Origin of the sequence: Bacillus sp. ISL-45 (assembly GCF_018613195.1) — a bacterium.
Lineage (GTDB): Bacteria > Bacillota > Bacilli > Bacillales > Cytobacillaceae > Mesobacillus.
The window spans coordinates 240,125-266,932 of the sequence record NZ_JAGGQQ010000006.1 but is presented as its reverse complement, the minus strand read 5'-3'; the positions used below and the strand labels follow the sequence as shown (position 1 = coordinate 266,932).

Annotated in this window: 25 protein-coding genes and 1 pseudogene; 14 read left to right on the top strand and 12 right to left on the bottom strand. The window is 41.2% G+C overall.

Features of this window, described 5'->3' with window-relative positions:
* The first annotated feature begins 72 nt into the window (after nt 1-72).
* On the top strand, nt 73-1,086 hold the full coding sequence (locus J7E35_RS09520; RefSeq protein WP_214779178.1) for a LacI family DNA-binding transcriptional regulator: 1,014 nt from the start codon (nt 73-75) through the stop codon (nt 1,084-1,086).
* Between the two features lie 196 nt (nt 1,087-1,282).
* Nucleotides 1,283-2,965, top strand: coding sequence for a glycoside hydrolase family 13 protein (locus J7E35_RS09515; RefSeq protein WP_214779176.1), 1,683 nt, complete (start codon nt 1,283-1,285; stop codon nt 2,963-2,965).
* Nucleotides 2,966-3,087: 122 nt separating this feature from the next.
* Here the strand turns inward: J7E35_RS09515 and J7E35_RS09510 are convergent, their stop codons facing one another.
* Entirely contained in the window at nt 3,088-3,543 is a 456-nt protein-coding gene (locus J7E35_RS09510) for a DUF2062 domain-containing protein (RefSeq protein WP_214779173.1), read from the bottom strand.
* 273 nt (nt 3,544-3,816) lie between these two features.
* On the opposite strand from J7E35_RS09510, the gene pssA reads away from it, so the two are divergent.
* Complete coding sequence (pssA, locus tag J7E35_RS09505) at nt 3,817-4,512, top strand: CDP-diacylglycerol--serine O-phosphatidyltransferase (protein WP_192471565.1); 696 nt, start codon at nt 3,817-3,819, stop codon at nt 4,510-4,512.
* A 51-nt stretch (nt 4,513-4,563) separates the two neighbouring features.
* Here the strand turns inward: pssA and J7E35_RS09500 are convergent, their stop codons facing one another.
* On the bottom strand, nt 4,564-4,758 hold the full coding sequence (locus J7E35_RS09500) for a CsbD family protein (RefSeq protein WP_102262928.1): 195 nt from the start codon (nt 4,756-4,758) through the stop codon (nt 4,564-4,566).
* Nucleotides 4,759-4,977: 219 nt separating this feature from the next.
* A complete protein-coding gene (gene pduL / locus J7E35_RS09495; RefSeq protein ID WP_214779171.1) occupies nt 4,978-5,541 on the bottom strand; it encodes a phosphate propanoyltransferase in 564 nt (187 codons plus the stop codon).
* Nucleotides 5,542-5,840: 299 nt separating this feature from the next.
* On the opposite strand from pduL, the gene J7E35_RS09490 reads away from it, so the two are divergent.
* Both J7E35_RS09490 and J7E35_RS09485 read left to right on the top strand, forming a co-directional pair.
* The gene (locus tag J7E35_RS09490; protein WP_214779169.1) at nt 5,841-6,887 is read left to right on the top strand and encodes a P-loop NTPase family protein; all 1,047 of its coding nucleotides are present in this window, start codon (nt 5,841-5,843) and stop codon (nt 6,885-6,887) included.
* Between the two features lie 117 nt (nt 6,888-7,004).
* Nucleotides 7,005-7,895, top strand: coding sequence for a hypothetical protein (locus tag J7E35_RS09485; protein WP_214779167.1), 891 nt, complete (start codon nt 7,005-7,007; stop codon nt 7,893-7,895).
* A gap of 47 nt (nt 7,896-7,942) precedes the next feature.
* Here J7E35_RS09485 and J7E35_RS09480 read toward each other — a convergent pair whose 3' ends face one another.
* Both J7E35_RS09480 and J7E35_RS09475 read right to left on the bottom strand, forming a co-directional pair.
* Nucleotides 7,943-8,431: a hypothetical protein gene (locus J7E35_RS09480; protein ID WP_214779165.1), complete on the bottom strand. Its 489-nt coding sequence runs from the start codon at nt 8,429-8,431 to the stop codon at nt 7,943-7,945.
* Entirely contained in the window at nt 8,424-9,989 is a 1,566-nt protein-coding gene (locus tag J7E35_RS09475) for a GGDEF domain-containing protein (protein ID WP_214779163.1), read from the bottom strand. Before J7E35_RS09475 ends, J7E35_RS09480 begins: the two co-directional genes overlap by 8 nt.
* 161 nt (nt 9,990-10,150) lie before the next feature.
* Here J7E35_RS09475 and J7E35_RS09470 point away from each other — a divergent pair, with 161 nt between their 5' ends.
* Nucleotides 10,151-11,164: a DUF3231 family protein gene (locus J7E35_RS09470; protein ID WP_214779161.1), complete on the top strand. Its 1,014-nt coding sequence runs from the start codon at nt 10,151-10,153 to the stop codon at nt 11,162-11,164.
* 110 nt (nt 11,165-11,274) lie between these two features.
* Here J7E35_RS09470 and J7E35_RS09465 read toward each other — a convergent pair whose 3' ends face one another.
* Nucleotides 11,275-11,640 (bottom strand): hypothetical protein, encoded by a 366-nt coding sequence (locus J7E35_RS09465; protein ID WP_214779159.1) that lies wholly within the window; start codon nt 11,638-11,640, stop codon nt 11,275-11,277.
* Nucleotides 11,641-11,713: 73 nt separating this feature from the next.
* Entirely contained in the window at nt 11,714-12,775 is a 1,062-nt protein-coding gene (locus tag J7E35_RS09460) for an AbrB family transcriptional regulator (RefSeq protein ID WP_251040857.1), read from the bottom strand.
* 136 nt (nt 12,776-12,911) lie between these two features.
* On the opposite strand from J7E35_RS09460, the pseudogene J7E35_RS23850 reads away from it, so the two are divergent.
* Nucleotides 12,912-13,531 (top strand): annotated as a pseudogene (locus J7E35_RS23850) (pyridoxamine 5'-phosphate oxidase family protein).
* Nucleotides 13,532-14,104: 573 nt separating this feature from the next.
* On the opposite strand, the gene J7E35_RS09450 reads toward J7E35_RS23850, so the two are convergent.
* Together J7E35_RS09450 and J7E35_RS09445 are read right to left on the bottom strand one after the other, a co-directional pair.
* Nucleotides 14,105-14,998 carry a glycerophosphodiester phosphodiesterase gene (locus J7E35_RS09450; protein ID WP_214779156.1) on the bottom strand — a complete coding sequence of 298 codons (894 nt, stop codon included), beginning with the start codon at nt 14,996-14,998 and terminating at the stop codon, nt 14,105-14,107.
* Between the two features lie 110 nt (nt 14,999-15,108).
* Nucleotides 15,109-16,410 (bottom strand): MerR family transcriptional regulator, encoded by a 1,302-nt coding sequence (locus tag J7E35_RS09445; RefSeq protein ID WP_251040856.1) that lies wholly within the window; start codon nt 16,408-16,410, stop codon nt 15,109-15,111.
* A 336-nt stretch (nt 16,411-16,746) separates the two neighbouring features.
* Here J7E35_RS09445 and aspA point away from each other — a divergent pair, with 336 nt between their 5' ends.
* Nucleotides 16,747-18,171, top strand: coding sequence for an aspartate ammonia-lyase (gene aspA / locus J7E35_RS09440; protein WP_214779152.1), 1,425 nt, complete (start codon nt 16,747-16,749; stop codon nt 18,169-18,171).
* 82 nt (nt 18,172-18,253) lie between these two features.
* Here aspA and J7E35_RS09435 read toward each other — a convergent pair whose 3' ends face one another.
* Nucleotides 18,254-19,495: an MFS transporter gene (locus J7E35_RS09435; RefSeq protein ID WP_214779150.1), complete on the bottom strand. Its 1,242-nt coding sequence runs from the start codon at nt 19,493-19,495 to the stop codon at nt 18,254-18,256.
* A 10-nt stretch (nt 19,496-19,505) separates the two neighbouring features.
* Complete coding sequence (locus J7E35_RS09430; protein ID WP_214779148.1) at nt 19,506-20,108, bottom strand: PadR family transcriptional regulator; 603 nt, start codon at nt 20,106-20,108, stop codon at nt 19,506-19,508.
* A 201-nt stretch (nt 20,109-20,309) separates the two neighbouring features.
* On the opposite strand from J7E35_RS09430, the gene J7E35_RS09425 reads away from it, so the two are divergent.
* Nucleotides 20,310-21,149, top strand: a complete 840-nt coding sequence (locus tag J7E35_RS09425; RefSeq protein WP_214779146.1) for a formate/nitrite transporter family protein — start codon at nt 20,310-20,312, stop codon at nt 21,147-21,149.
* Between the two features lie 47 nt (nt 21,150-21,196).
* Here J7E35_RS09425 and J7E35_RS09420 read toward each other — a convergent pair whose 3' ends face one another.
* Nucleotides 21,197-21,982: an HAD family hydrolase gene (locus J7E35_RS09420; protein WP_214779144.1), complete on the bottom strand. Its 786-nt coding sequence runs from the start codon at nt 21,980-21,982 to the stop codon at nt 21,197-21,199.
* 161 nt (nt 21,983-22,143) lie between these two features.
* Here J7E35_RS09420 and J7E35_RS09415 point away from each other — a divergent pair, with 161 nt between their 5' ends.
* The 5 genes from J7E35_RS09415 to J7E35_RS09395 all read left to right on the top strand — a co-directional run bounded on the left by J7E35_RS09415 (nt 22,144) and on the right by J7E35_RS09395 (nt 26,806).
* A complete protein-coding gene (locus tag J7E35_RS09415) occupies nt 22,144-22,290 on the top strand; it encodes a lmo0937 family membrane protein (RefSeq protein ID WP_167830891.1) in 147 nt (48 codons plus the stop codon).
* Nucleotides 22,291-23,118: 828 nt separating this feature from the next.
* A complete protein-coding gene (locus tag J7E35_RS09410; RefSeq protein WP_214779142.1) occupies nt 23,119-23,748 on the top strand; it encodes an NUDIX hydrolase in 630 nt (209 codons plus the stop codon).
* Between the two features lie 292 nt (nt 23,749-24,040).
* Entirely contained in the window at nt 24,041-24,865 is an 825-nt protein-coding gene (locus J7E35_RS09405; RefSeq protein WP_214779141.1) for a M55 family metallopeptidase, read from the top strand.
* Nucleotides 24,866-24,920: 55 nt separating this feature from the next.
* Nucleotides 24,921-25,853 (top strand): ABC transporter permease, encoded by a 933-nt coding sequence (locus tag J7E35_RS09400; protein WP_214779139.1) that lies wholly within the window; start codon nt 24,921-24,923, stop codon nt 25,851-25,853.
* Nucleotides 25,853-26,806 carry an ABC transporter permease gene (locus J7E35_RS09395; RefSeq protein ID WP_483297221.1) on the top strand — a complete coding sequence of 318 codons (954 nt, stop codon included), beginning with the start codon at nt 25,853-25,855 and terminating at the stop codon, nt 26,804-26,806. The genes J7E35_RS09400 and J7E35_RS09395 overlap by 1 nt, the downstream gene beginning before the upstream one ends.
* Nucleotides 26,807-26,808: the final 2 nt, after the last annotated feature.

The window sequence follows — 26,808 nt, the reverse complement described above, 5'->3', positions numbered from 1 at the left end:
TTGATATTCACCGAAAAGGGTAATATTATAAAAATGGAAACGTAAACGTTTACGTAAAGGGTTTGATTGTTTATGAGTTATACAATAAAAGACGTAGCAAAACTTGCAAATGTCTCGATTGCGACCGTATCAAGGGTTCTCAATGGGCAGAGCGGCTTTTCAAAAGCGACTGAAGAAAAAGTTCTTAACGCCATTAAAGAGCTTGGATATCAGCCAAATGCATTTGCCCGTAGTTTAATCAGTAAAAAATCCAATACTGTAGGAATTTTATTTCCAGAAGTTTCGAGCCAATTTTCCTCAAAAATCCTTCGCGGTGTGGAAGAAGCATCCCACCATCATGGTTCAAGTGTCATTGTATGCAATACGGCATCACATGGACAGAGAACGATGAAGTATTTACAGCTTTTAACCGAGAAAAGAGTGGATGGTGTCCTGTTTGTCAGTGAAGTGATTACGGAGGAGTATTATAACACTCTTGAATCAATGCAAATACCAGTCGTCCTGGTCTCGACTGAATCTTATCAATATCCTTTGCCTTTCGTAAAGGTTGATGATAAGCACGCAGCTTTCACTGCTACTGATTATCTAGTGAAAATGGGGCATAGTAAAATCGGGATGCTCAGCGGGAATAAAGAGGATATCATAGCCGGCCAGCCGCGCATAGATGGTTATAAGCAAGCGTTAGCGCTAAGAGGCCTTGACATAACCGATAAAAATATAATCCATTCACAAGGATTTTCGTTTAAAGATGGTTTTGCTGGATTGCCAAAGCTCCTTGAGCAGTCCCCCGATTTGACTGCTGTTTTTGCAGCCAGTGACCCGTTGGCCCTTGGTGCTATATCTTCTGCATATAAACTTGGAGTTAAAATACCAGACGATCTTTCTATTATTGGCTACGATAACTTGCCGATTGCGGAAATGGCGATACCACCGCTTACAACCGTAGCTCAGCCTTTGGAAGAAATGGGAATGGTTGCGGCAGAAATGCTTTTTACAATCATGGAGCAAGGAAAAAGGGTTGAGAGCAGAATAATGCCTCACTCAGTAGTTGAGCGAGAAAGTGTTAAGAAAATTATATTTACCTGATACGTAAACGTTTACCAAGGCTAGTACTCTGCATTATTTGTTGCTTTTAAAACTCATCCTATCTTCTCCATACTTCTAGTTCTCATTGAGACTCTAATGAAGCGTGTCAAGAATAGAGGGATAAAATAATAATCGTCATAGCAACTAAGTTTACGAAAAGTGCCTATATAAAAGAAACTAATTGGGAGTGACTTTCTTGAAAAAGCATTGGTGGAAGGAATCAGTCATTTATCAAATTTACCCTAGAAGCTTTATGGATTCCAATGGTGATGGTATTGGAGATATCCCTGGGATTATATCAAAACTTGACTATTTAAAAGATTTAGGAGCAGATGTGATCTGGCTTTCACCAGTATACAAGTCTCCTAATGATGATAACGGATATGATATCAGTGATTATCGTGAAATCATGGATGACTTTGGAACGATGGCAGACTGGGAGCTTTTATTAAAAGAGATGCATAACAGAGATATGAAGCTCATCATGGACCTGGTCGTTAACCATAGTTCTGATGAACACCAATGGTTTGTTGAATCCAGAAAATCGAAAGATAATCCTTATCGGGATTATTATATTTGGAGACCTGGTAAAGATGGCAAGGAACCAAATAACTGGCAATCTACCTTCAGCGGTTCTGCCTGGCAGTACGATGAAAACACTGAAGAGTATTACTTACATATCTTTAGTAAAAAGCAGCCTGATTTGAACTGGGAAAACCCAAAGCTTCGCCAGGAAGTCTATGATATGATGAAATTCTGGCTGGACAAAGGAATTGATGGATTCAGGATGGATGTTATCAATTTCTTATCAAAAGTAGATGGCCTTCCTGATGCGCCAAATCCTCATGGGAAAAAATATGTGTCTGGAAGCAGACACTTTATGAACGGACCGAAAATACATGACTACCTTCAGGAAATGCACAGAGAGGCTCTTGCGGATTATGATGTGATGACTGTTGGTGAAATGCCTGGTGTCAATGTCGAGCAAGCCAAGCTTTACACCGATGAATCCAGGAACGAAGTGAATATGGTATTCCAATTCGAACACGTGGACCTGGATTCTGGCCCGGGCGGGAAATGGGACCTTAAGCCGCTTAAGCTTACTGACTTAAAGAATAACTTCACAAAATGGCAAACAGGTCTCGAGGAACTCGGGTGGAACAGCCTTTATCTGAACAATCATGACCAGCCACGAATGGTATCGAGGTTCGGGGATGACCAGCAATACCGAATTGAATCCGCTAAGATGCTGGCTACATTCCTCCATATGCTGAAAGGAACGCCATACGTTTATCAAGGTGAAGAGATCGGGATGACCAACGTCCGTTTTGATTCTATCGATGATTATAAAGATATAGAAACACTTAATATGTATAATGAAAAAGTAAAACAAAATGGGGAAAATCCAGCGAAAGTCATGGAGTCCATCTATGTAAAAGGACGAGACAATGCACGTACTCCTTTCCAGTGGGATGATAGCGAACATGGAGGATTTACAGCAGGCACCCCGTGGATACAGGTTAATCCAAACTATAAAGAGATTAATGCGAGGCAGGCAGTTGCTGATGAAAATTCCATCTACCACTATTATCGGAAGCTAATCCAGCTAAGGAAAGAGCATCCGATTATTGTCCATGGCAGGTACGATATCCTGGTTCCTGAGGATGAGAGTATTTATGTTTATACAAGAACACTCGAGACTAAAAAATTGCTTGTTCTATTGAACTTTACTGATGAGGAGCAAGGCTTTGCAGTTCCTGATGAGCTGCAAGGAAAGAAAAATGAAATCCTGATCTCAAATTACGGAGCAGACGAAGAGTACGGTTCTGTAATAACATTAAGGCCCTATGAAGCAATCGTATATCTGATCGAGGATTAATCAATGAAAAAAGGCTGCCAATTTGCAGCCTTTTTAATTCGTTCTATTCCCCGACGATTGAATGGATCGAAGTCGTGCAGTAAAATCAAGGAATGGAAAAAAGTAATGTTCTTTTCCATTCCTTATTTTTTTATATCCCATTTCTTTACTAAAGCAAGGAAGTTTGAACGATACTTTCTCATGATTGTATAAATGATATAGTAAACGAACATCCCGAAAAGAATAATGTTAATGATCATGCCAATAAAAAAGACGGCCCCTAAATGGATTCCGGCATCTAAACCATGAGAAGGCATACCCGATGCAGAGGGGAAGATCCCATAAGGAAACAGGGTCTCACCAACAACCACATTCAAATAAAATAAAAATGGGAAAAGCCATATGAGTGCGACACCGCTAATGAAACCAGCTAACGGATTTCCTTTAAAGAGTTTGGCACCAACGGTCGAAAGAATAGGGCCCATTCCGAATGATGGGATAAAGTGGATTAAAAACCCCAGGGTAAATCCCAAAGACACATTATGTGCGTTCTCTTTGATTCTGAATAATTTTATAAGAAGGAATTTAAATCTGCGCAAGTTTTTTTTGATCATAATTCACCAGCCCCAAATTAGTATACAATTTGATGAATCATTTTAATAGCCTTTTTGACATATTTATTCCAAAGCGTTACGATATGCGATTTCAGGAGAGGAATTTTCTTGCTAACCTCTATCCAAAAGGAGAAAAAATGATATAGTTAAACTATATTTTCGGCGATTCTCTAATAAAATAAACATGATTATTAGGTGGCTGGGGTAAAAATAGGCATAAGCAAAATATGAAAAAGGTTCGGAGAGTGATGACAACTGATGCGGTTTACAAAAATGATCCCCAATATGTTTACACTTGGGAATCTGTATTGTGGTTTTCTGTCAATCGGATTCGCGGCAAATGGCCAATTTAACAATGCTGCCATATTAATTTTAATCGGCATGATGCTGGACAGCATGGACGGAAGACTGGCGAGGATGCTAAAAGCGGACAGCCAGCTCGGCAAGGAACTAGATTCACTTGCGGATATTGTTACATTCGGCGTAGCACCGTCTTTCCTGGTTTACTATACATACTTCTATCAATTTGGACTGTGGGGCTTGTTGGTAGCAGGGCTTTTCCCTTTATTCGGTGCTTATCGCCTGGCAAGGTTCAATATCAGTACAGATAAATCATCTCTTAATTACTTTATTGGTGTTCCAATAACTGCAGCGGGCGGAATCATGGCGATTCTTACTTTATTTGGAGACTTGATCCCCAATATCGTCACTACTGTCGTCTTTACGGCATTGAGCTTCCTGATGGTGAGCAGAATAAGGATTCCAAGCTTTAAAGAAGTACCACTCCCTAAATATGGAACAATCGTGACGATTTTCCTTGGTTCTTTGCTGTTCGTCATCTGGAAAGGGACCTACAGCCAATTCCCATACTTAATATATATTGCAACCCCATTATATGTTGCGTATTTGGCCTATCGTTTCGTGAAAGGGAAAAACAAAAATAATATTGATTAGCACACAAAAAAGCCTTTGCTTTCAAGCAAAGGCTTTTTTTATCGGGTGTTATTAATCTCTTGACGAGTCGTTAAATGCGCGGGATACATCTTCTTTCATATCTCCAGCGGTTTCTTTTAGTTTTCCTTTTCCTTTATCAAGGCGGCCTTCTGCTTCCATCGATTCATTGTCTGTAAGCTTTCCGAATTGCTTTTTAGCTTCACCTTTAACCTGGTCAAAAGCGCCTTTTGTTTGTTTGTCATTCATGATTATGGCCTCCTTATTTGAGTATATTCATTTATACCCTGAACCAATCAACGCAAACTTTTAAGGGTGATGAGAGGCGGCGCAAATCTAAATAACTGAATAATCTATCCATCATCAAGAGAATGGCGGACAGAAAAATGAATGGATAGAAAAACCATGTCCTTCATGACGAAATAGACCCTTATAGTTCAACATACTTCGCAGGGGTGTGGGCCGCGATTATTTAACTATTTCAACGTGGTCCCCCGTTCGCAAACCAGCTGCGTTCGCTTCATCTGTATCAATGTGCATATCGAGAGCGTAGGAATCTTTTACCCTTATCAGAACTTGATTGAAGATTAAGCTTCTTTCTCCTTCACATTTAACACTTACATACTCTCCATCTTTGACATTAAACTTGGCAGCGTCTCCAGTTGTCATATGTATATGCCGTTCCGCTATAATGACGCCCTCCTGTATTTCCAGTTCTCCTTTTGGCCCGACAAGTTTAATTCCCGGAGTTCCTTCTATATTCCCTGAAGCCCTTAATGGTGCTTTTACACCAAGTGAATAAGAGTCAGTTCTTGAAATTTCCAGCTGGGTGAACTTTCTTAGAGGACCAAGTATCCTGACCTCTGGAAATTGTCCTTTTGGACCAAGGACTCTAACTGTTTCATTGGCTGCAAATTCCCCCGGCTGTGAAAGCTCTTTGGCTGTTGTGAGCTGATATCCTTCTCCAAAAAGCTGATCTAAATCCTCTCTTTTCAAATGAATATGCCGATTTGATACACCGACTGGAATCATACGATCTCTCCTTTTAACTTTTGTCTGTTTTCGCTCTTTTCGTAAACTTTGTTGCTTTTACACCTTATCATCGCATCTTCGATTGGTAAGCATCATCGAAAAGAGTTCGACAGCAATGCGGTTAACTGTATTTATGCGAAAAGCAAGAAACGATGCGAAAACAGCATTTGATTTAGATAGTTTACCCTCCGTTCTGCAATAAACACTCTTTTCAAAGAAATATCAATTACTTTTTGGAGTAATCGATATTGTTTTTTAAAGTAAAATAAATTACTATTTAAAGTAAGGAGGTGGAATAAATGGAAAAAATTAGACTGAACGTAGCGTTACTTAGAAAAAAGGTGCCAAACTTGACGTCAGCAGCTAAGTCCGTTGGCCTTAGACCAGCAACCGTTTCGAATTTATCTACCGGTAAAATACCGGTCGGCAGGGCAGAGGTACGGACAATAGTCGCTCTTGCAGAACTTGCTGGCTGCAGCTTGGATGAACTGATTTTAAGGGGGGAGAGTGTGGAAATGTTTGAAACCGGCATAAAAACATTGGATTTATTTGCGCCGATATCAAAAGGGGGAACTGTTGGGCTCGTTGCAAGGCCAGGGATGGGGCAATTAGTGGTACTTGCAGAGATGTTATATCGGTTGAAACGAGAACGGTATGTGACTATCCTCATTAAACCAGCAGGGGATCATCCGGAGCTAGCCGATGTTCTGGAAGACGTTGATTATGTTACAAGCAATATTGAAGAGACACTTAAGATCATGCTAAGAGAAGGAATAGAAAAAGATTACGCACTTACAGCCGATAGATCTTATGTCATATCAGGCGAGATGTTCACTTTGCAGGAAACCTTCGATGACAAAGGAGTCAGCAGCGTAACAACTTTCCTGATAGATTTAAAGGGTGAGGCTGTCGATGAAGACCTTCCGTACGGCCCGCTTGATACTTTGTGGCAATTTGATGCGGACCTTGCAGCGCGCCATAAATACCCTGCTATCAACCCAATCTATTCGACTTCCTCCATCTTAGAAGGGTCCTATTTAGACCCTGTACATCATAGCATTCAACAAAGAGCTCAAAAGCTTTTACGCAGGTATAGAGAATTGCGTTCGATTGTCAATGTCCATGGTATTGGACGCCTGCCAGCCTCAGAGTCGCAAATTTATCAGCAGGGGGAGAAATTGGAAGCCTATCTGACTCAGCCATTCTTTGTAGCCGAAGCTTTTACTGGCAAGAAGGGAGAGGATGTGAAGCTCCACGAAACCTTGAATGATGTTAAAAGAATACTTGATAACCCTTCGAGTATAGCAAACGCAGAAACACTTAATTTTATTGGGAATTTAAAGTGATATGTCAACCGAGTCAGGTGATTGGGCATTTTCACTCTATTTTCTTTTTGAATAATCCATTCCGAATCAGTCCAACCTTAAAAGAGATATTCAATCACGGAAGGTGGACGGTTTTATATGAAAAGGAACAAAAAACATTATTTGCCGTTTTTCGTCCTCCTTTTCATCCACTCTTCTTTATTGATCTATACTTTTTATAAGAGGAGAGACCGCAAGCTGCTGTTCATTACTCTTTTATCTGGTATGGGTCTTTGTTTTATTTTTGAATACTTTATTTTAAGTCAATTTAAAGCTTATCGCTACAAGCCAATGTTGTTCAAGAATAAGGATTTGGATAATTTTTTTGGTGCGATTATGTCCCAGGCTGTATTTGTTCCCTTTACCGCTATTTTCCTTACAGCTTTTAAAGTTGGGTGGAAGGGCAAATTACTATTCGCTATATTTTTCGGACTGGTCGAGAAGCTTTTCTTGTTTATGGGGGTCCATAAAAATAATTGGTGGAAGACAAAATATACGATGACCCTGATTCCGATTTTCTTTTACATCATTGATTTTTGGTATCAACAGCTTAGGCTTGGGACACCTATTTTCCATTTCAGCTCGCTATTCCTTGGCGTACTGGTCAATGGACTGAACCTGATGTATTCTTTGTCGATATTCAGGAAATTCAGGTTTGGTCTGGAAAAATGGCATAGCTGGGAAGAACATTTTAAAATAGCACCAATCTATTCGTTTATTTTATCTGCGGCAACAACATTGATCATTAAGGATAACAGCGGCTGGAAAGGGGTATTCCGATCTTTTGGCTTTACACAGATTATGGATATGCTGGTTTTGAAAACAGGGATCGCGAAACAAAATTTCCGACATATTGTTATTAATAATGCAATCCACTTTTCGATGATTTTGTGGGCTGTTTTATTAAAAAGGTGGATATATAAAGATGTGGCAAATCAAATAACGAGGAAATTAAAAGAGCCGGCATATAATGTTCAGGACCCCAAATAGTTAGTTTTTAACTTTGGAGTTTATCACAAAATGCTGGCTCTTTATAGCTAGTAGCGGCCCACCTGAAGCTGCTTGTAAACTTCTTCGCGCACTTCCTGCAATGTGTCACGATGGAGCAGCTTGCTGGTGCTTATTCTTAAATATGTTTGTTCATCAATGATGCCTTCCTGCTGCAATTTATCTAGATGTGGCAAACGAAAGTTGCCAATTGGCAAATAGGCAATATACAACTTCGTCCCATGTTGCTTTAATGAGATTTTGATTCCTTTTAAAAGAGGAAAAAAATAAGATGAATAATCTTGTTCAATAACCAAATCTTCCTTCAGCGCATCCTTGATATATGGCAATGTAGTGGGCATTGAGATAAAGTAGATCATTTGATCATAGGAATAATGCAGGTCTGAAACCTTGAATCCATAATGTGCGGTTACCCGTTTGGAATAATATTTCTGCGATAGGTTGTACAATGGCCTGCTAGTCAAAGCGGAAACCAAGAAAAAGAATAGGGATGCCAGAATCAATGCCAGTTCAATCAATGCTCACGAACTCCTTAAAAGAAATCACTTTATTTTTGCCTGCATTTTTAGCTTTGTAAAGGGCCTGGTCGGCGGCTTCAATTAAATCATTTTTACTTTTAATTGCAGAATGATCTGTACAGGCAGTTCCAACACTAACAGTTAAAGTCCCATTGGGCTGAGTTTTTTCCCCGGGGAAAATTGTCTTTTCAACGTTAAAACGAATTGTTTCAGCAATTATTTCAGCATGTTTCAAATTGGTTTCGGAAAGAAGGACAACAAATTCTTCCCCGCCAAAACGGAAGGAAAAATCTCCTGGTCTTAATGAATCCACGATCACCCTCGCCAGCTTTATCAAAACTTCATTTCCAAGCAGGTGACCATTTTTATCATTAAAAACTTTAAAGAAGTCGATATCCAACATGATTAGCGAGAGGGGTGCTGCCACTTTTCCTTCAAACGGAAAGTGTTCATTAAGGATTGTCTGGAATGCCCGCTGGTTAAGAAGACCGGTCAACCCGTCACGCAAAGCCATTTCCTCGATCTGCTCATAGAGATTGGCATGATCAAGTGCAATAGCCGCCTGGTTAGCCAGAGGGAGGATATTTTCTGTATTCATCAATGTAATAGGTCTCCTATTTACAATATTATCAATAAGAAGGATACCAATATTCTTTCCCTGGTTAATCAGCGGAATCACTGCAAACTCCTCAGTTTGGAACAAGTCAAAAATTAAAACCTGTGATGAGTCCTCTTTCTGAATACCCTTGACTATAACTGGTTTTTGGCTTGATAGCGCTAATCCGAAGACATTATGATCATCGATAGGGATCTCCAGTGAACGCAAAAGAGCATTCAATTCCGGATCGGTAAAATTGCTGTCAAAATTGTGCTCAATTAAATCGCTGAGTTTCAGCCTGTCTTCCGTAATCTTTTCCCAAACTTCATAGCCTTTCTTCACATCCATAGGGCCAACACCCACGATTCCTTTCAGCGACCTGGCCTCATTGGAAGCAAGGAAAATCATCGCTCTGTTAAAGCCAAGCCCGTGACCGGCGGTAACAGATGTCAGGATTACTTTTAAAAGTAAATCCTGCTGCAGGGTGCGCTGCATCGTCGTACTTACTTCTCGAAAGACTTGTAAATGCTTTGATTGTTCCATAAGCATATTGAGCCAGCGATGGTGATCTCTTTTCTTATTCAGTAAATATTGTGAGATATAGCCAGCACTCGTACCGATTAGCAGATATACCGGCAGAAGAACCAAAGCAACTTCTTCTGTTTGTATATAAACAAGAAGCATGCTGAAAATGGCTGCTAAAATACCACCGATTAATTTAAAGGAATAACCCGCTGTCGCGATAAATAATATGATACTCCAATTTAAATGATTACTTCCATAAAGATAAACAGAAAGCTCAATAAAGATCAATGATGAGACAGTGAAGATCAATTGATTCAGAAAAGCGCTTACATGTAATCTGATTAAATTAGCTGTCAGTGATATGCTAACAGCTGCAATGATTAATATAATAATAGCATCCAGCTTGCTCACTCCTAATTTGAATCCTATATCCATTCTACTATTTTTTTGAAAAATTGATAGGCTGTTTTATCTGTGGCTTGAACAAAATCAATCATGCTATTGATTATGAAAGGGGACAAGTTCAAATAGAGACTAAATAAAATTTGGCCGGTTATGGAAAGATAAATATATCATCAGTATATTGAGGTGTATAGATGGAGGACAAGACAAAAATCCGGCTGACTTCGGCAGAAATGTCCAGTTTGTGGACGCAATATCTAAACGATAAAGTCTCAGTTTGTGTATTAAGCTATTTTATGAACAGCGTAGACGACAAAAAGGTTAAAGAAATCGTTGAGATTGCTATCGGTGCATCACAAAAAAACATCTCTCTTATGAAAGAGATTTTTGATCGAGAAGAATTTCCGTACCCTTTGGGTTTTACTGAGAAAGATGTTAATGTACGTGCACCGCGGCTTTTCTCCGATACATTTGTAATGATGTATTTGAGGCATATGACGATACTCGGAATGGCGGCAAATAGTGCAGCAATTGGCCTTGGGACTCGCCCAGACGTGATTTCCCTGCATAAAAGCGTTTTGAAATCTGCGGTCGGGCTGCAAGATTTGACAAGAGAGTTAATGCTGGAACAAGGGACTTATATCAGGCCACCTTTTATTTCTGTGCCTGATAAGGTTGACTTTGTAGAGAAACAAAAATTCCTATCCGGAATCAAAAGCAGGAGACGTGCACTCACCTCAGTTGAAATCACTCATTTATTTATGAATATACAAACAAACCAAATAGGAAAAGCGTTAATCATGGGATTTTTACAAGTGGCGCAGGACAAAGGGGTCAAGGCATATTTGCAGAGAGGGAAGAAAATTTCTCAAAAACATGTCGACTTGTTTAGTGACATCCTCAAGAACAATGATATTCCAGCGCCAATGTCTTGGGATACTGCTGTGACAGACAGTACAACTCAGGTTTTTTCAGATAAGCTTATCTTATTTCATATTACAGCTATGATTGCCGCAGGGATTGGGAACTATGGAGCCGCCATGGCTGCAAGTCCTCGGAAGGATATAGGGATGAAATATGCTTCGCTGATTCCTGAGATAGCCCTGTATGCGGAGGATGGGGCAAATATCATGATCCAAAATTCTTGGCTGGAGGAACCTCCAATGGCTGACGATCGGGACCAGCTGTCCGGATTGACTTCAAAATAAGAGGATGTCCCTTAATGGCACGGGGACATCCTCTTATTTTATGCGATTTATACACAGTTAGTTTTATCTATCTGTTCAGGATAGGTAAACATTTCGCCCAGAGGCGGATATTATTTTGCATTTTGCAAATCAGGAAATTTGACCGGCGTATTTACCGATGAACTATCCCGATATGAACGGTAAGCGATAACAGTGTGATTATGTGAATGCACATCAAGCTGTAAAATTTTTTCGTTTTTTAGCTCTAGATAGTATCTCATGTCACCCTGGATGAGTTCGTAAAATGATATTGAAACCCCTATATATTCTTTCCTTACAACTTTTGCATCAGGATGGTTCCTGACGTAATCAGCTATTTGCTGGACAGATGCGGAAGATGTACCCGTAATGGAATATAGGGTTTCCTTGGCGTGGCCAAATGCGTGATTGAATGTTGTTTTTGCTTTATTTAGCAAATGGTTAAAAGATAGATTCAATTTCATTCCTCCAACTAAGCATTTTTTCAGATGTTAGTTAATATACCCGTGAATCTCAAAGAGAATCCTCGTTTCAGTTTATATTTCGTTTAAAATACCATCTTAATATCGGAGGTACTGCAAAATAGATGAAGAACAGCCTGAATAGCTGAAATCCCGAAACAATAGATAAATCAGCATTGACCTCATGTGCAATGATTCCCATCTGATCCATTCCACCCGGAGCCAAACTAAGAAAACTTGTAACGATATTGATATTTAAAGCGTCTGATAAAAAGAAACTTAACAACAGGGATTCCATGACAAGGAGGAACCCACTAAACAATGCAAGAGAGATCGTTAATAATTTCCTCTCTAATTTCTCAGGCTTTAAAAGCATGCCAATATATCCGCCTATCATTAGCTGTGATGAATCCATGACGGAGGATGGCAGTGTTGGGCCGGTGAAGCCGGCATAAGTCAAAAAACCTGTGCCTAATATAGGTCCAAGTAAAAATGGAGTAGGCAGGCGGAATTTTTTACCGATCAACACTCCAAGGATGCTCACGATCAAAAATACAACAGGCATTAGTGGTTCAAAATCGAATTGGGCTGAACCGGACACTTCTGTGTTCGTAAGACTAATATTGAAAACTGGACCGAATATGATAAAAGGTACGACGAAAACAATCATCAATAATCTGGAGACCTGAAGAAAGGTAACCGTTGTAATGTCGATTCCCTTCATCTCTTCTGCAAAAACGATCATTTGTGACAATCCGCCCGGAATGCTCCCGGTTAATACCGTTGGATAGTCTACTCCAGATACTAGTGAAATTACTTTGGAAATCAAAGCAGCAGACGCCACGAGAATCACTGTCATGAACAGCATTGCCGGAAGGTTTTCGGCCATATTCTCAACAGATGAGCGTGTAAACGAAAGGCCGATAGAGTATCCGATCAGAATTAATGCTGTATCTCTTAATGCGCGAGGCCAATATAATGTAATTCCTTTAAAGCGATTAGCGATCAAAATTGCCGACATTGGCCCGAGGAGCCAGGGGACTGGAATGGATAGGAATGAAAACACCAGGCCGCCAACCAAAGCTATCAAAAATGCTGTTATAAATGAATGATTACGTAAGCTCTTTATCAATGCTGCACCTTCTAAATAAATTGATACTCCAAAATGTGGTAATACCATCCTAGCACATCATATTTACCACTTGAAAGCAAGATAGGCCTTTTTGCTTTTAAAATAAACAATATAAACCGCTCGGGGAGATGATTTAATGAGTCACGAGATTAGTAGCTTTGAAGAATTAAGAACATTATTTGGAGAGCCAAGCGAGTTGGCCAAACGGAAGGTTATCTCAATGGTAGATGAACATTGCCGCAATTACATATCCCATTCTCCATTTCTTGTCTTATCTACCTCAGACGAAAATGGGTGCACTGACGCTTCTCCGAGGGGAGATGCACCTGGCTTTGTGCATGTTCTGGACAAAAACCGGATTGTGATTCCGGAGAGACCCGGAAATAAGAGAATGGATTCATTGAAAAATATCTTATCAAATGAGAGGGTAGGACTATTATTTCTAATTCCGGGGATGCTTGAGACATTAAGAGTAACGGAAAGGCCAGCTTGACAAGGGAACCAGAGCTTCTGGAAAGAATGAAAGCCGGCGGAAAGGAACCTTTGCTCGGAATCGTAATTGAAGTTGAAGAATGCTATATACAATGCGGAAAAGCATTGAAGCGGTCAGGCTTATGGAATCCTGCAAGCTGGGCAGACCCATCAACTTTACCAAAAGGTGCTGAAATACTGGCAGCACACTCTAAAATGCCCGAAGGCTCAGAAGCTGCTATAAGGGGAAGATTGGAAGAAGGATATAAAAACAGGCTTTATTGAGGAACTGCCAGGTATAATTATTAGTAAGCTGGATAGGATGGTTCTGTCTATTTGCAACTTCTTTGAAGAGGGAAAAGAGCAACCAAATGCGGCGATTTTACTAAATATAAGGGTGCAATTAGGGACAATTCCATACCCGTATGTAGTGAAGCCAGCCCGCATAAGGGTACCATTATGGTTGAAAGATACCCTTATGGAGCGGAGCCGGCTGTCATAAGGGTACTATTATAGTTGAAAGATGCCCTTATGGAGCGAAGCCGGCTGTCATAAGGGTACTATTATAGTTGAAAGATGCCCTTATGGAGCGAAGCCGGCCTGCATAAGGGTATCATTATGGTTGAAAGATACCCTTATGGAGCGGAGCCGGCCGTCATAAGGGTACTATTATGGTTGAAAGATGCCCTTATGGAGCGAAGCCAGCCCGCATAAGGGTACCATTATGGTTGAAAGATACCCTTATGGAGCGGAGCCGTCCTGCATAAGGGTACCGTTCGACACTTTTGATACTTTCTATACAAGTTCGGTCAAAAACAAAGCTGCCCTTTCGCAGCTTGTTCTCAGTCATCCAATGGTTTACGAGTTCCTGAGTGATCTGTCTTGTATGACTTGGTCCAACCGGTCAGGGTAGTTAGTGAACATACCTGTAACTCCCCAATCCAGAAGCATATACATATCTTTCTTTTCATTGACTGTATAAGGGAAAATCATTAAATCAGATCCTGTGACTTTTTGAATATACCCTGGGCTGACTGCAGTATAATGCAAACCGACTCCAACCGCGTATTCTTTGATTTTATTTACCTCGCGATCAGTAATGACCGCTGGTGCATAGTAGGACAACAGCTGGACCAGTGGTATTGATTCATCCATTTGATGTATTTTTCTCAAGCTTTCGGCACTGAATGATTGAACAATAACATTTCCGAATGGCTGAGCACCGGTAAGATTGTATTCATTCAGTATATCTATTAGTTTTTCTTCCATACCTGGATAGACTTCAGGTGATTTGGTTTCGATGAAAAACTTTGAATTTGCACCGAACCTCGCAAGCACTTCACGCAGGGTAGGGATTTGAAGCCCCATATGCTCGGTATTCTTTTTTTCAGGATACGCTTCATTAAACCATGAGCCCGCATCAAGTTTTTTTATTTCCTTAAGAGTAAGGTTTTTGACTAGTCCCTTTTTGTCCGTGGTCCGGTCAATGGTTTCGTCATGCAGAGCAATCAATTCTCCATCCTTCGTCATTTGAAGGTCGATTTCAATGTAATCGCCATTCATGCTATTTCCAAGTTCATAAGCGAGAAGTGTATGTTCGGGAACATGGCCTGATGCCCCACGGTGAGAAATATTGAATGCCTTTATTTGCCCGTAATCCGAGGAGATTTCCGCAGTAACTAAATCTGATGACGCCCCTGATAAGTAGATGACCAATGTTGCTATTGCCATCCAGCGAAAATATCCGACCATCTCCAATTGTCCCTCCTAAGAGTTTTCCATGCTTTTACGGAGAAAAAAGCGCGTGCTTAAGTGTGAATATTATTTACATCTTTGCAAGTTATATGTCAGGAACATGAAAACTACTTCCAGACCTTCCACCAATTGCGTTTGGATTGCTTAGAAGCTGCAGTTTCCCTGAAGCTATCGACCATATTTTTAAATGTTTCGTCCCGCTCCCTGATTTCCCTGCGTAATTCTTCGCGTTCAGACTGGAGAGTACGGACAAGATAATCCCGTTCCTGACTTATGACCTGGTTTAAATTCGATAACTCCTGATTTGTTGCCTCACGACTATTGGAAACATAATCTGCAAGTATTTTAAATTCCTCGGAAACCGTCTCGGTGGTCTCGTTCAAGCGTTTTGCCAAAAGTGTCAATTCCTTATTTGTGCCCGATGATAGCTTATCCACCGTACTTTCTAGCTTACTGATTTTTTCATTTGTGCCTTTCGATGTTCTAGTCAAACTGGTAGTCAAAGAAGCGATTCGTTCGGAAGTGCCCTTCGAGACATTCGAAATACTTCCCGATAGGGCATTGATTTTCTCGGAAGTACCTTTTGAAACCTTCGCAACACTCTCGGTCAGCTTGGTAATTGTATCCGTCGTTCCTTTAGAGTTTTTCTGGATATTTTCAGATAATTGGGCTATTTTTTCTGTCGTGCCCTGCGAAGCTTTCGTTACTCGATCTGTAAGCTTGCCGAACATCTCTGCTGTGCCTTTTGAAACCTTTGAAAGATTTGAACTGATTTCGGAAGTGCCCTTTGAAACATTCGTAAGCTCTGATGATATGGTTACGAGACGTTCAAAACTTTCTTCCGAGTTTTTGGCCACCGTTTCAGATAGCACCATAATATGTTCATTGGTTTTTTCACCAGTTTTATAGATAGAATCGGAAAGTGTTTTTACTGTTGTAAGAGTACCTCTTGAGATTTCTTTTTTTACTTCCTCCAACACTTCCTTTCGGATTCCATTTCTGATCTCTGCCTTGACTTCTTCGAGCAAGGATTCCTTATAGTGTTCCATTGCCATCATAAATGCCGCATAATCATATTGACTGCCTTCCGGGGGAGCGACTGGCATATTTGTCTTTACAGTGAGGCTGTTTTCATTTTGAGCTTGTTCGAAAACCGGATCAGTACCCATATGTCTCTGTAATAACTCCCGAATCATATCCTTGCTTAGATTTTTATCGCGCATTTGTTTTATTTTCATCAATTGATCTATTTCGATATCCGTATAGAATCTTGCGCCTTGTTTCGTTCTTGGAACAACCAGAAGCCCGGCAAGATCCTTTTCCCATTGTCTAATGGTGCCAGATGGAACATTAATTTTCTTGGACACCTCTTTGATTGTATATGCCTTCATGAATTGAGTGTCAGTCATCATGCACATTCCTTTCTGTTTTGGTTTTATGAAAATTAGATGTCCTATTACAATTCAGCATGAACATTCCTGTTTTCCTGCATGGTGACAAAAGCTATCAAAAGTAGTGGTGTTTCAGCATAACAACCTGAAAACATACAGTGTTCGCAAACATTCATTCAGGAATTTATCCATTTATCGTGATGATTTCTTCGTTTTGATTTACAATAGTCATGTAGGCCAATTTATAGGCTAAGGGGGATTAAAAGTAACAAATAAATTTGTCGAAAAACGCTTGCCCTCAATACATATTTTAGGAACAATACGAACATTTACGGTTTTTGGAGGGATAGATAAATGTCTGAGGTTAAAGTCCGAATTGAAAAGGATTTTCTGGGTACGAAGGAAGTATTAGCGGATGCGTATTATGGCATTCAAACCTTAAGGGCGGTGGAAAACTTCCCGATTACTGGATACAGAATCCACAGTGAACTCATAAAGGCAATGGCTATGGTGAAAAAAGCAGCGGCACTCGCCAATATGGAAACAGGGAGGCTTTACGGAGGCCTGGGGGAGGTCATTGTAAAAGCAGCTGAGGAAATCATCCAGGGGCAATGGCATGAACAGTTTATCGTGGATCCCATTCAGGGAGGCGCAGGGACTTCCATCAACATGAACACGAATGAAGTAATTGCCAACCGAGCGCTGGAATTGCTTGGGGAGAAAAAAGGGGATTATTTCACATTAAGTCCCAACTCTCATGTAAACATGGCTCAATCAACGAATGACGCATTTCCTACTGCGATGCACATATCTGTTCTGTCGCTTCTGGACAAGCTGTTGGATACGATGCAAATCATGCGCGATGTTTTTTCCCAGAAAGCAAGGGAATTTGATGCTGTCATTAAAATGGGCAGGACACACTTGCAGGACGCTGTGCCAATCCGTCTCGGCCAGGAATTTGAAGCATATACTAGGGTGATCGAGCGTGATATTGATAGAATCAAGCATACCCGCGGCCACCTGTTTGAAGTGAATATGGGAGCGACGGCCGTAGGGACCGGGCTTAATGCCAATCCTAAATATATCAAAAATGTTGTCCGTCACCTTTCAGAAATCAGCGGATATCCATTAAGGAACGCTGACCATTTAGTGGATGCGACGCAAAACACAGATGCTTATACAACTGTGTCTGCTGCTTTGAAGGTTTGTATGATGAATATGTCGAAAATATCCAATGACTTACGATTGATGGCTTCTGGTCCTCGAGTGGGCTTTAACGAGATTTTCCTTCCATCAAGGCAGCCAGGCTCATCTATAATGCCTGGTAAGGTGAACCCGGTCATGCCTGAGGTTATCAACCAGGTTGCTTTCCAGGTTATAGGAAACGACCATACGATTTGTCTTGCTTCCGAAGCTGGTCAGCTTGAGTTGAATGTCATGGAACCGGTGCTTATTTTCAACTTGATTCAATCGATCAGCATCATGAACAATGGTTTTAAGGTATTTACTGACCATTGTCTCGTAGGGATTGAAGCGAACAAAGAGAAGCTCGAAAAAGATGTGGAAAGAAGTGTAGGCATTATCACCGCTGTCAATCCGCACCTTGGTTATGAAGCTGTATCAAGAATTGCAAGGGAAGCAATCCTGACAGGAAAGTCTGTACGGGAACTTTGCCTTGCTTATGATGTGCTTACAGAAGAAGAGCTTGATTTGATCCTGAACCCATATGAAATGACCAACCCTGGTATAGCAGGGGAAGAATTGCTGAATAAAGACTGATTGCGAAAAGGGTGTCCCAAAAGGTTTAAGCTTTTGGGACACCCTTTTATTATGTCTCCTGCTGGGTCAGCCGCTGTTTTTTCTATGCTTCAAGGCTTTTTACGTTTTCTTTTTTTCTTAAATGGATAGCTAAAGCAATTGTCCCGAGAAAAAAGGTGGCGATTCCTGCACCAATCAGCACGCCTGAAACACCGATCCACTTCGCCAGCAATGCGCCCGCAGCAGGGGCGACGAGCATGGAGAATGTCTGCAGGGATGCAGCTGCTGAAGATACCCTGCCCATTATGTTCTTAGGTGTTTCCGATTGCAGGACATAACCGTATGGAACACCTTCTGCAGAAGCTAGAAGTCCAAGCACAAAAGCACCAGTCATCCACAAAAACTTAGGGAGTTCAAATATCCCCAGCACGCCAATTCCGATCATAAGGATCAAGATACCACTCAGCAAAGAAGCCGAGGCCATCAGCTGAATGGGCTTATTTTTCCAGGCAGTATACCGGCCGAGGAAAAGTGCGCCAATGACGCTGCCCAACCCAACAGAGCTGACAAGCAAGCCGAATTCTTCACCGCTGAATCCTAGATTCTGGGCAACAAAGATAAATAAACCGTCATACAAAAAGATTATGAAAAAGGCAATGGAGGAGAGGATGATGGCAGCTTTTAGAATCCTGGCAGAGAAAATATGCCGGATTCCTTCTGTAAGATCTTCTATATATGAGTTTTTATTTTGCGTATGTTCAGCCGCTTCTGTTTCAATTTTAGGCAGCGTGAATAATATCGCAATTGCGATCAAAAAACCTGCTGCCTCAAAAATAAATGGACTCTTAACTCCGTAAAGGGCAATGATGCCGCCACCTAAGGCGGGGCCGATTATTTTCATTGTATTGACTGATAGCTGACTCAAAGTTACAGCCTCAGGAAGTTCCTCATCGGCAACAGTATGCCTGATCGCGCTTTGCCTTGCGGGATCATACAATGCAGCTACAGTCGCCTTGAGGAAAACAAAGAACAGCAAAATATAAAGGTTTGGCGCAAAAAACAAACCGGCAACAAATAGAATTCTTAACCAGAGACATGTTATCATCAGCATCTTTTGCGGAAGTCTGTCAACATACACACTGGCAAGCGGACCGATGATCACCCATGGTATTCCCATGACGATTATGACGGAAGCGATTGCTCCTTCGCCAAGACCCCAATGGTAGGCCACTATAACCTGTATTGCAATAAAGTCGAGCCAGTTTCCCAAATCGGAAAATACCTGTGCGCCAAAAAGAGAACGATAAGCCTTGTTTTTCAACGGTTTAAAAATGCCAGTCTCCATACTGTCCCCCCTAATGGTCTGCTTTTAGTGCTGCTTTTCTCCGTTCCATTTGTTTCTCTCCAAGTTTCTTCGGATCTTGACCCACAGGAAGTCCATCATTCTCCAGGGAGGCAAGTGATTCTCTTATCCATTGAAGCTCAGCCTCCAGTTTCAGCTCAGCGTATCTTATTGCCAACATCCCGACACTGTTTATATATGATGTATTATTTTGTTTCCAGTCCTTGATATAGCCTAAGACTTCCTTTGACTCGACCGCTCTTGTTTTTAAATGGCCTGCCAGGATATTTAAATCCATTTCATTATGCCAGGCAGCCATTTTAATGAATAACTCATCCTTTATCGAAGGAGGTTCAGGCTTTCTGGCAAGCCAGCTATCCAATTCTGTCCAGCCTTTGCCAGTCAGTTCATAGAGCTTTTTCTTGCGGCCTTCTGCTTCTGATTCAATAGTGATGATATACCCCTGTTCTTCAAGCTTCTTAAGTTTTGGATAGAGACTGCCGTAACTCATACCCCAGTAAAGACCTGCTGCCTTATGCTCGAATTCAGCTTTAATGTCATAGCCAGTGCTGGGACGGAAGCTAATCACTGCAAGGATCGAATGTTCGATTGACATGTTCATTTCTCCTTTTGGTTTATATATACATATATATATATATATATCAATTTGATATATCAATATGATATGTTTCTTTTGGAAAAATGTCAAAAAATAAATAAAACGCTGTTTTTTTGCTGGACAAAGGGGAATTAAGCCATTAAAGAAATGTTCAATAACCGAATGAAATAATGCACATAAGAACAGGAGGAATTTGAATTGGCATTTCGTAAACCCCAGGAAATTGCTCAAGTGACCATTGATTCTGGCACATACAAGGCTGCTATGCCCGTAAAAAACATGCTGGCACTGGGATTCTTGGGAGGAGCTTTTATTGCTATAGGGTATCTTTTGGACATCAGGGTAATTGCGAATCTCCCGCACGAGTGGGGTACTTTTGGAACATTCCTGGGTGCCGCGGTATTTCCTCTTGGGCTGATTCTGATCCTTCTTGCTGGAGGAGAGCTGCTGACGGGGAATATGACTGCTATTTCAATGGCCAGTCTTGCAAAGAAAGTAACAGTAAAGATGCTATTGAAAAATTGGTTCTGGATTACTCTTAGTAACTTTGTAGGTGCGCTTTTTGTAGCCTATTTTTTTGGACATATTGTCGGCTTGACCGAAACGGGTCCTTATCTAGAAAAAACAGTCTCAGTAGCAGGTGCAAAACTGGATGCTAGTTTCTGGGCGGCTTTTTTCTCAGGAATAGGTTGTAACTGGCTTGTTGGTTTAGCGGTGTGGCTCTCATATGGGGCATCTGACATGACGGGGAAGGTTTTGGCCATCTGGTTCCCAATCATGGGCTTTGTTGCAATCGGTTTCCAGCACGTAGTCGCAAATATGTTCGTCATCCCGGCAGCTATTTTTGCTGGATATTATACCTGGGGGGCATACTTTGCCAATTTTGTACCCGTTTATTTAGGGAATGCAGTTGGAGGTGGTGTCTTCGTAGCATTGATTTACTGGATGAGTTATAAAGACAGCCTAAAAAAGTCTGCTGCACAGCCTGAGGATCAATTTTCAAAGGCAAGCGCAAAAAAACGGGCAGCAGGTAAATAAAAATGGAACCTCTCTGTCAGAGGTTCCATTTTTTTCACGGGCTAATTTCATAATAATCCAAGAGATTTTAAACCATTGTAAATCCCGGAATTTGTGACAGTAGTTGTCTTATGCTTTGCATATTGAAACAGGTCAGGGTGGGCATTGCCCATCGCAAATCCTTCACCTGCGCTTTTCAGCATTTCCCTATCATTCATTCCGTCTCCAAAGGCAATCGACTCTTCCCGTTTAATTCCCAGTTTATTTATAAGGAATTCGACACCAATTCCTTTATTAACATGATCACGAATGACATCGTAGCAATGCTGCATACCTTCGACGTTCACCTGAGACAAATGGATGCCATTCTTGAATTCGTATAGTGAATCCCCTTTTTTTCCAGCACTGATGATTGTCATGCCGAGAATTTGTTCCACCGCATCCTCAGTAAATACGGCATTCTGGCGCAAATGGAATTGCTTGAGAAAAGCTTGTACCGGTTCGCTTTCCAGATTGGTCAAGTAATTTTTTTCATGCGTATAACATACAACTTCATGGCCATTTGCTGATGCCACATCCAATATGTATTTGACATCCTCAGGCTGCATGGGTTCGGCAAAAATCGTATCGCCTTCATAAATGCCCAATGCGCCGTTATATCCTATAAAAGAAGTAATCTGAAGTTCCTTTGCAAGATCGGATATCTCATGGAGGGGGCGTCCTGTAGCTAAAACCACCTCAATATTTTGTCTCTTCATTTCATTGATGGCTGTCTTCGTAGAGTCCTCTATCGTATCATCGGGTCTTAAGATCGTTCCGTCTATATCCAAAAATAAAATCTTGTATTGTCCCATGGCAATTTCTCCTGACTTTAAAAGGATAGTATAAGTGTTACACAATGACCATGAAGTTATCAAATATTTGAACATCTGGAAGGTGAGGGGAACCTTGTTTAATAGAATTAACAAAAGGGTAAACTTTAATCAAGAGACCAATAGGAAAGGAGATGTTGCTAATGTTATGGACAATTGCAGGAATATTGCTGGTGCTCTGGCTGCTCGGACTGATTTTTGAAATAGCCGGCGGAATCATTCATATCCTCCTGGTAATCGGAATTATCTTGATTGCATATAAAGCGATCAAAGGACGGGCTTCCGGTTGATATGAGATTTAAGGGCAGCGGCAAATCGTCGCTGCTTTTTACTTTGCATGCATATATCAATCGGGCTTTTTGGTGCCCCTTTTTAAAATATATAGGGGTTTAGATCACTAATCCGGCTTATTGGTACTGCATTGTGGGAATATGTGGGATTTTAGTTAACCAATCGGGTTTATTGGTGCTTGAATTTGGAAATAAGTGGGTTTTTAGGCCGCCAATCCGGCTTATTGTTGCTGTATTGTGGGAATATATGGGATTTTAGTTAACCAATTGGGTTTATTGGTGCGTGATTTTGGAAATAAGTGGTTTTTTAGATCGCCAATCCGGCTTATTGGCACTGTATTGTGGGAATATGTGGGATTTTAGTTAACCAATCGGGTTTATTGGTGCGTGATTTTGGAAATAAGTGGTTTTTTAGATCGCCAATCCGGCTTATTGGTGCTGCATTATGGGAATATGTGGGATTTTAGTTAACCAATTGGGTTTATTGGTGCGTGATTTTGGAAATAAGTAGGTTTTTAGGCAGCCAATCCGGCTTATTGTTGCTGTGTTGTGGGAATATATGGGAAATAAGGTCACCAATCGATTGTATTGATACTATGTTTATAAATAAAGCCACCAATCATGCTTTTTTATGCCATGTTGTCCGGAACCAGGAGCTCTTAGATCCATCCTTATGGTGTTCTGTCATTCAAATCCGCATCCAATCTTAAATATCGATGAGTTTCATTCAAATCCCGATTATTCATAAGAGCCATTTCCTTTATTTTCATCGGTCTTTCATAATACAATGACAATACATACTTTTACAGGGAGAGTGGATGTCCAATAATGAATATAAATCAGATTTCAAAAACTTTATTGGGGCGTACACCTTCAATTTTGGGCCATGAACAATTTATCAAGTTCGCAGTATTGCTACCATTAGTGGAAGTCGAAGATGAAGTCCATATTTTATTTGAGGTGCGATCCCTTACGATGAGGAGACAGCCTGGCGAGGTTTGCTTCCCAGGCGGAAAGATAGAAAAGGGAGAAAATCCTCAAAAAGCAGCGGTCAGGGAAACCTCGGAAGAACTTGGCATACCTGAAGGAGAGATTATCGATGTTTTTCCTTTGGATTACATGGTATCAGCATTCGGCACAATCATTTACCCCTTTGTTGGAAGAATTAGTAATCTGAATTCGATTATTCCTAATGAAGCAGAAGTGGGCGAGGTATTTACAGTTCCTCTGTCATTTTTTAAAAAGAACCAGCCCGACAGTTATAAAATCAATTTCCAAGTGGAACCAGAAGACGGCTTTCCTTTCGATCTGATCATCGGCGGCGAGAATTACAATTGGCAGACAAGAACAATGGATGAATACTTCTACCACGCAAACGGCAAGGTGATTTGGGGACTTACAGCCAGGGTGCTGACCCATTTTATTGAATTGTTGGAGCAACATAAACTCAGGGAATAGAAGCGCAGATGTTGCGCTTTTTTTTTTTGCCCAAAAACCATTATCTTAAAAAAACTGTTATTAAAACTACCCTAGGTACGGGAAAGGTTAAGGAAATTCATTTCTTACGCGCATTTATAAAAAATCAGGCTAAAAATATTATTAATAGAATAGTATTATTGGCGTTGAGAAACTAATGACAAATCTCCTATTTCCTTGAAATTACAGAAATTAATAGGAAAAAAAGGTTGCGATTGGTAGTTTTATTATTTATAATTTTAAGATAATTATTCATAGAAAGTTGGGTGAAAAAATGAAACTGTACATATCAGTGGACATGGAGGGGATTACTGGTCTAGTTGACCATACCCATGTGGATTCTTCAAAACACAATTACGAACGAGGCCGAAAAATCATGACCCAGGAAGCAAACTTTGTGATTGCTAAAGCATTTGAAACTGGCTGTAAGGAAGTCATCGTCAATGATAGTCACTCCAAGATGAACAACCTTTTAATAGAGGATCTTCATCCGGAAACACAATTGATTACCGGCGATGTGAAGCCTTACTCTATGGTCCAGGGTCTTGATGGCAGCTTTGAAGGAGCCGTTTTTGTCGGCTACCATGCAAGAGCCTCAATGAGTGGCGTAATGTCGCATTCGATGATTTTTGGTGTCCGCCATATGTGGATAAATGATGTGCAAATAGGTGAGCTTGGATTCAATGCTTATGTAGCAGGCCATTTTGGAGTACCTGTCATCATGGTAGCAGGGGATGATGGTGCTGCCCGTGAAGCTGAGGCATTGATCCCTAACATTACAACTGCCGTAGTTAAACAGTCAATATCGCGGTCTGCTGCAAAGTCCCTGACTCCAGTAAAAGCTGGTGAACTTCTTGCCGAAAAGACAGAGAGGGCTATTAAGAATCTGGATAAAATGAAACCGCTTACTCCTCCTGATAACCCTGTTTTAAGAATTGAATTTGCCAACTATGGACAAGCAGAATGGGCAAACTTGATGCCGGGTACAGAAATTGAAGAAGGGTCAACGATTGTAAGGTACCAGGCTAAGGACATTCTCGAAGCCTATCAAGCTATGCTTGTGATGACTGAACTTGCAATGAGGACGACATTTTCATAGGGTGATTCCCTCCACCTCAAGAACTTACACAAAGACATGATAAGGATGTGGATTAATGCTTCATTACATACTCAAACGACTGGGCTCTATGGCAGTCACCCTGCTGGTCATCATCACTCTGACCTTCTTCTTGATGCATTCCATTCCTGGGTCACCTTTCAATGAGGAGCGGGCGACGAGCGAAGCGGTCCAAAAAAATCTTGAAAGCTTTTATCATTTGGATGAGCCTTTATACGTTCAATATTTCATTTACTTAAAATCGGTCGCGACATTCGATTTCGGACCTTCTATCAAAAAGTCTTCACAGACAGTAAACGAAATGCTTGGAAGAGGATTCCCTGTTTCATTCGAGCTTGGGATGATCACTCTGATTGTTGCTATATTTTCTGGCATCCTGCTGGGAATCATTGCAGCACTTCGCCATAATGGCTTGATCGATTACCTTGCGATGACTGTTGCAGTAGTCGGTATTTCAGTACCAAACTTCGTAATGGCCACCCTGCTGATCCAGCAGCTCGCCGTTACCTGGGAGATCCTGCCGGTTGCCACCTGGACCAGTCCAAAGCATATGATTCTGCCAACTCTGGCTCTTGCAACCGGGCCAATGGCAATTATCGCCCGCTTGACGAGGTCGAGCATGCTTGAGGTTCTGACACAAGACTACATACGAACAGCAAAGGCAAAAGGGCTGTCACCTGTAAAAATCGTGTTCAAACATGCTTTGAAAAATGCATTGCTGCCGGTTGTCACAATTCTTGGGTCATTGGCAGCGAGCATACTTACAGGAACTTTCGTCATTGAAAAGATTTTCGCAATTCCAGGCATGGGCAAGTATTTTGTCGAAAGCATCAACCAACGTGATTATCCAGTCATAATGGGAACAACGATTTTTTACAGTACAGTATTGATCGTCATGCTTTTCCTGGTAGACCTCGCTTACGGAATACTTGACCCAAGGATCAAGCTTCATAAAAAGGAGGGAAAATGATGGCTCTGCGTAAACATCAGGAACCGCCAGCAGGCTCGCCCATTCCTGACGACTGGTTTGTTCCTATTGATAAAAATGACTCGGAAGCAGAAGCCGTTGTCAGGCCCAGCCTGTCTTATTGGCAGGATGCATGGAGACGACTCCTGAAAAACAAACTGGCAATGATGGGGTTATTCTTCTTATCTGTTTTGACCTTTATGGCTATCTTCGGGCCTATCATCTCGCCTCACACAGTTGACCATCAAGATTTGGTCAATCAGAATCTTCCGCCATCAAGTGAGCACTGGTTTGGAACCGACGAGCTCGGGCGCGATGTATTCACCCGGACATGGTATGGCGCTCGCATATCATTGTTTGTTGGAATTGCTGCAGCATTGATCGACTTTCTTATCGGGGTCATCTATGGCGGGATTGCTGGCTATAAGGGCGGAAGAACAGATCATTTCATGATGAGGATCATTGAAGTTCTTTATGGTCTTCCATATTTGCTTGTTGTTATTTTAATAAGCGTCGTTATGGGGCCAAGCCTTGCCACAATCATTTTTGCACTGACCATTACTGGATGGATCGGCATGGCACGGATTGTTCGCGGCCAGGTACTGCAGATCAAGAACTACGAATACGTATTAGCATCGAAAACTTTCGGAACGAAAACAGCAAGAATCATCCGCAAAAATCTGCTGCCTAATACGATGGGGCCGATCATTGTACAAATAACACTTTCCGTTCCATCTGCTATCTTTGCTGAGGCTTTCCTCAGCTTCCTGGGTTTAGGCATCCAGGCACCGTTAGCGAGTTGGGGATCGATGGCAAGTGACGCTTTGCCTGTTATTTTATCCGGTGACTGGTGGAGGCTGTTCTTCCCGGCATTCTTCATTTCTTTGACAATGTTTTCGTTTAACGTTTTAGGTGATGGGCTTCAGGACGCACTTGACCCGAAGCTAAGGAGGTAAGC

What these genes read in the sequence shown, in the direction of transcription:
- J7E35_RS09520 (WP_214779178.1), top strand. Translation starts at nt 73, where the DNA reads ATGAGTTATACAATAAAAGACGTAGCAAAACTTGCAAATGTCTCGATT.
- pssA (WP_192471565.1), top strand. Translation starts at nt 3,817, where the DNA reads ATGCGGTTTACAAAAATGATCCCCAATATGTTTACACTTGGGAATCTG.
- J7E35_RS09500 (WP_102262928.1), bottom strand. Translation starts at nt 4,758, where the DNA reads ATGAATGACAAACAAACAAAAGGCGCTTTTGACCAGGTTAAAGGTGAA.
- pduL (WP_214779171.1), bottom strand. Translation starts at nt 5,541, where the DNA reads ATGATTCCAGTCGGTGTATCAAATCGGCATATTCATTTGAAAAGAGAG.
- J7E35_RS09490 (WP_214779169.1), top strand. Translation starts at nt 5,841, where the DNA reads ATGGAAAAAATTAGACTGAACGTAGCGTTACTTAGAAAAAAGGTGCCA.
- J7E35_RS09485 (WP_214779167.1), top strand. Translation starts at nt 7,005, where the DNA reads ATGAAAAGGAACAAAAAACATTATTTGCCGTTTTTCGTCCTCCTTTTC.
- J7E35_RS09475 (WP_214779163.1), bottom strand. Translation starts at nt 9,989, where the DNA reads ATGGATATAGGATTCAAATTAGGAGTGAGCAAGCTGGATGCTATTATT.
- J7E35_RS09470 (WP_214779161.1), top strand. Translation starts at nt 10,151, where the DNA reads ATGGAGGACAAGACAAAAATCCGGCTGACTTCGGCAGAAATGTCCAGT.
- J7E35_RS09450 (WP_214779156.1), bottom strand. Translation starts at nt 14,998, where the DNA reads ATGGTCGGATATTTTCGCTGGATGGCAATAGCAACATTGGTCATCTAC.
- J7E35_RS09445 (WP_251040856.1), bottom strand. Translation starts at nt 16,410, where the DNA reads ATGACTGACACTCAATTCATGAAGGCATATACAATCAAAGAGGTGTCC.
- aspA (WP_214779152.1), top strand. Translation starts at nt 16,747, where the DNA reads ATGTCTGAGGTTAAAGTCCGAATTGAAAAGGATTTTCTGGGTACGAAG.
- J7E35_RS09435 (WP_214779150.1), bottom strand. Translation starts at nt 19,495, where the DNA reads ATGGAGACTGGCATTTTTAAACCGTTGAAAAACAAGGCTTATCGTTCT.
- J7E35_RS09430 (WP_214779148.1), bottom strand. Translation starts at nt 20,108, where the DNA reads ATGTCAATCGAACATTCGATCCTTGCAGTGATTAGCTTCCGTCCCAGC.
- J7E35_RS09420 (WP_214779144.1), bottom strand. Translation starts at nt 21,982, where the DNA reads ATGGGACAATACAAGATTTTATTTTTGGATATAGACGGAACGATCTTA.
- J7E35_RS09415 (WP_167830891.1), top strand. Translation starts at nt 22,144, where the DNA reads ATGTTATGGACAATTGCAGGAATATTGCTGGTGCTCTGGCTGCTCGGA.
- J7E35_RS09410 (WP_214779142.1), top strand. Translation starts at nt 23,119, where the DNA reads ATGAATATAAATCAGATTTCAAAAACTTTATTGGGGCGTACACCTTCA.
- J7E35_RS09405 (WP_214779141.1), top strand. Translation starts at nt 24,041, where the DNA reads ATGAAACTGTACATATCAGTGGACATGGAGGGGATTACTGGTCTAGTT.
- J7E35_RS09400 (WP_214779139.1), top strand. Translation starts at nt 24,921, where the DNA reads ATGCTTCATTACATACTCAAACGACTGGGCTCTATGGCAGTCACCCTG.
- J7E35_RS09395 (WP_483297221.1), top strand. Translation starts at nt 25,853, where the DNA reads ATGGCTCTGCGTAAACATCAGGAACCGCCAGCAGGCTCGCCCATTCCT.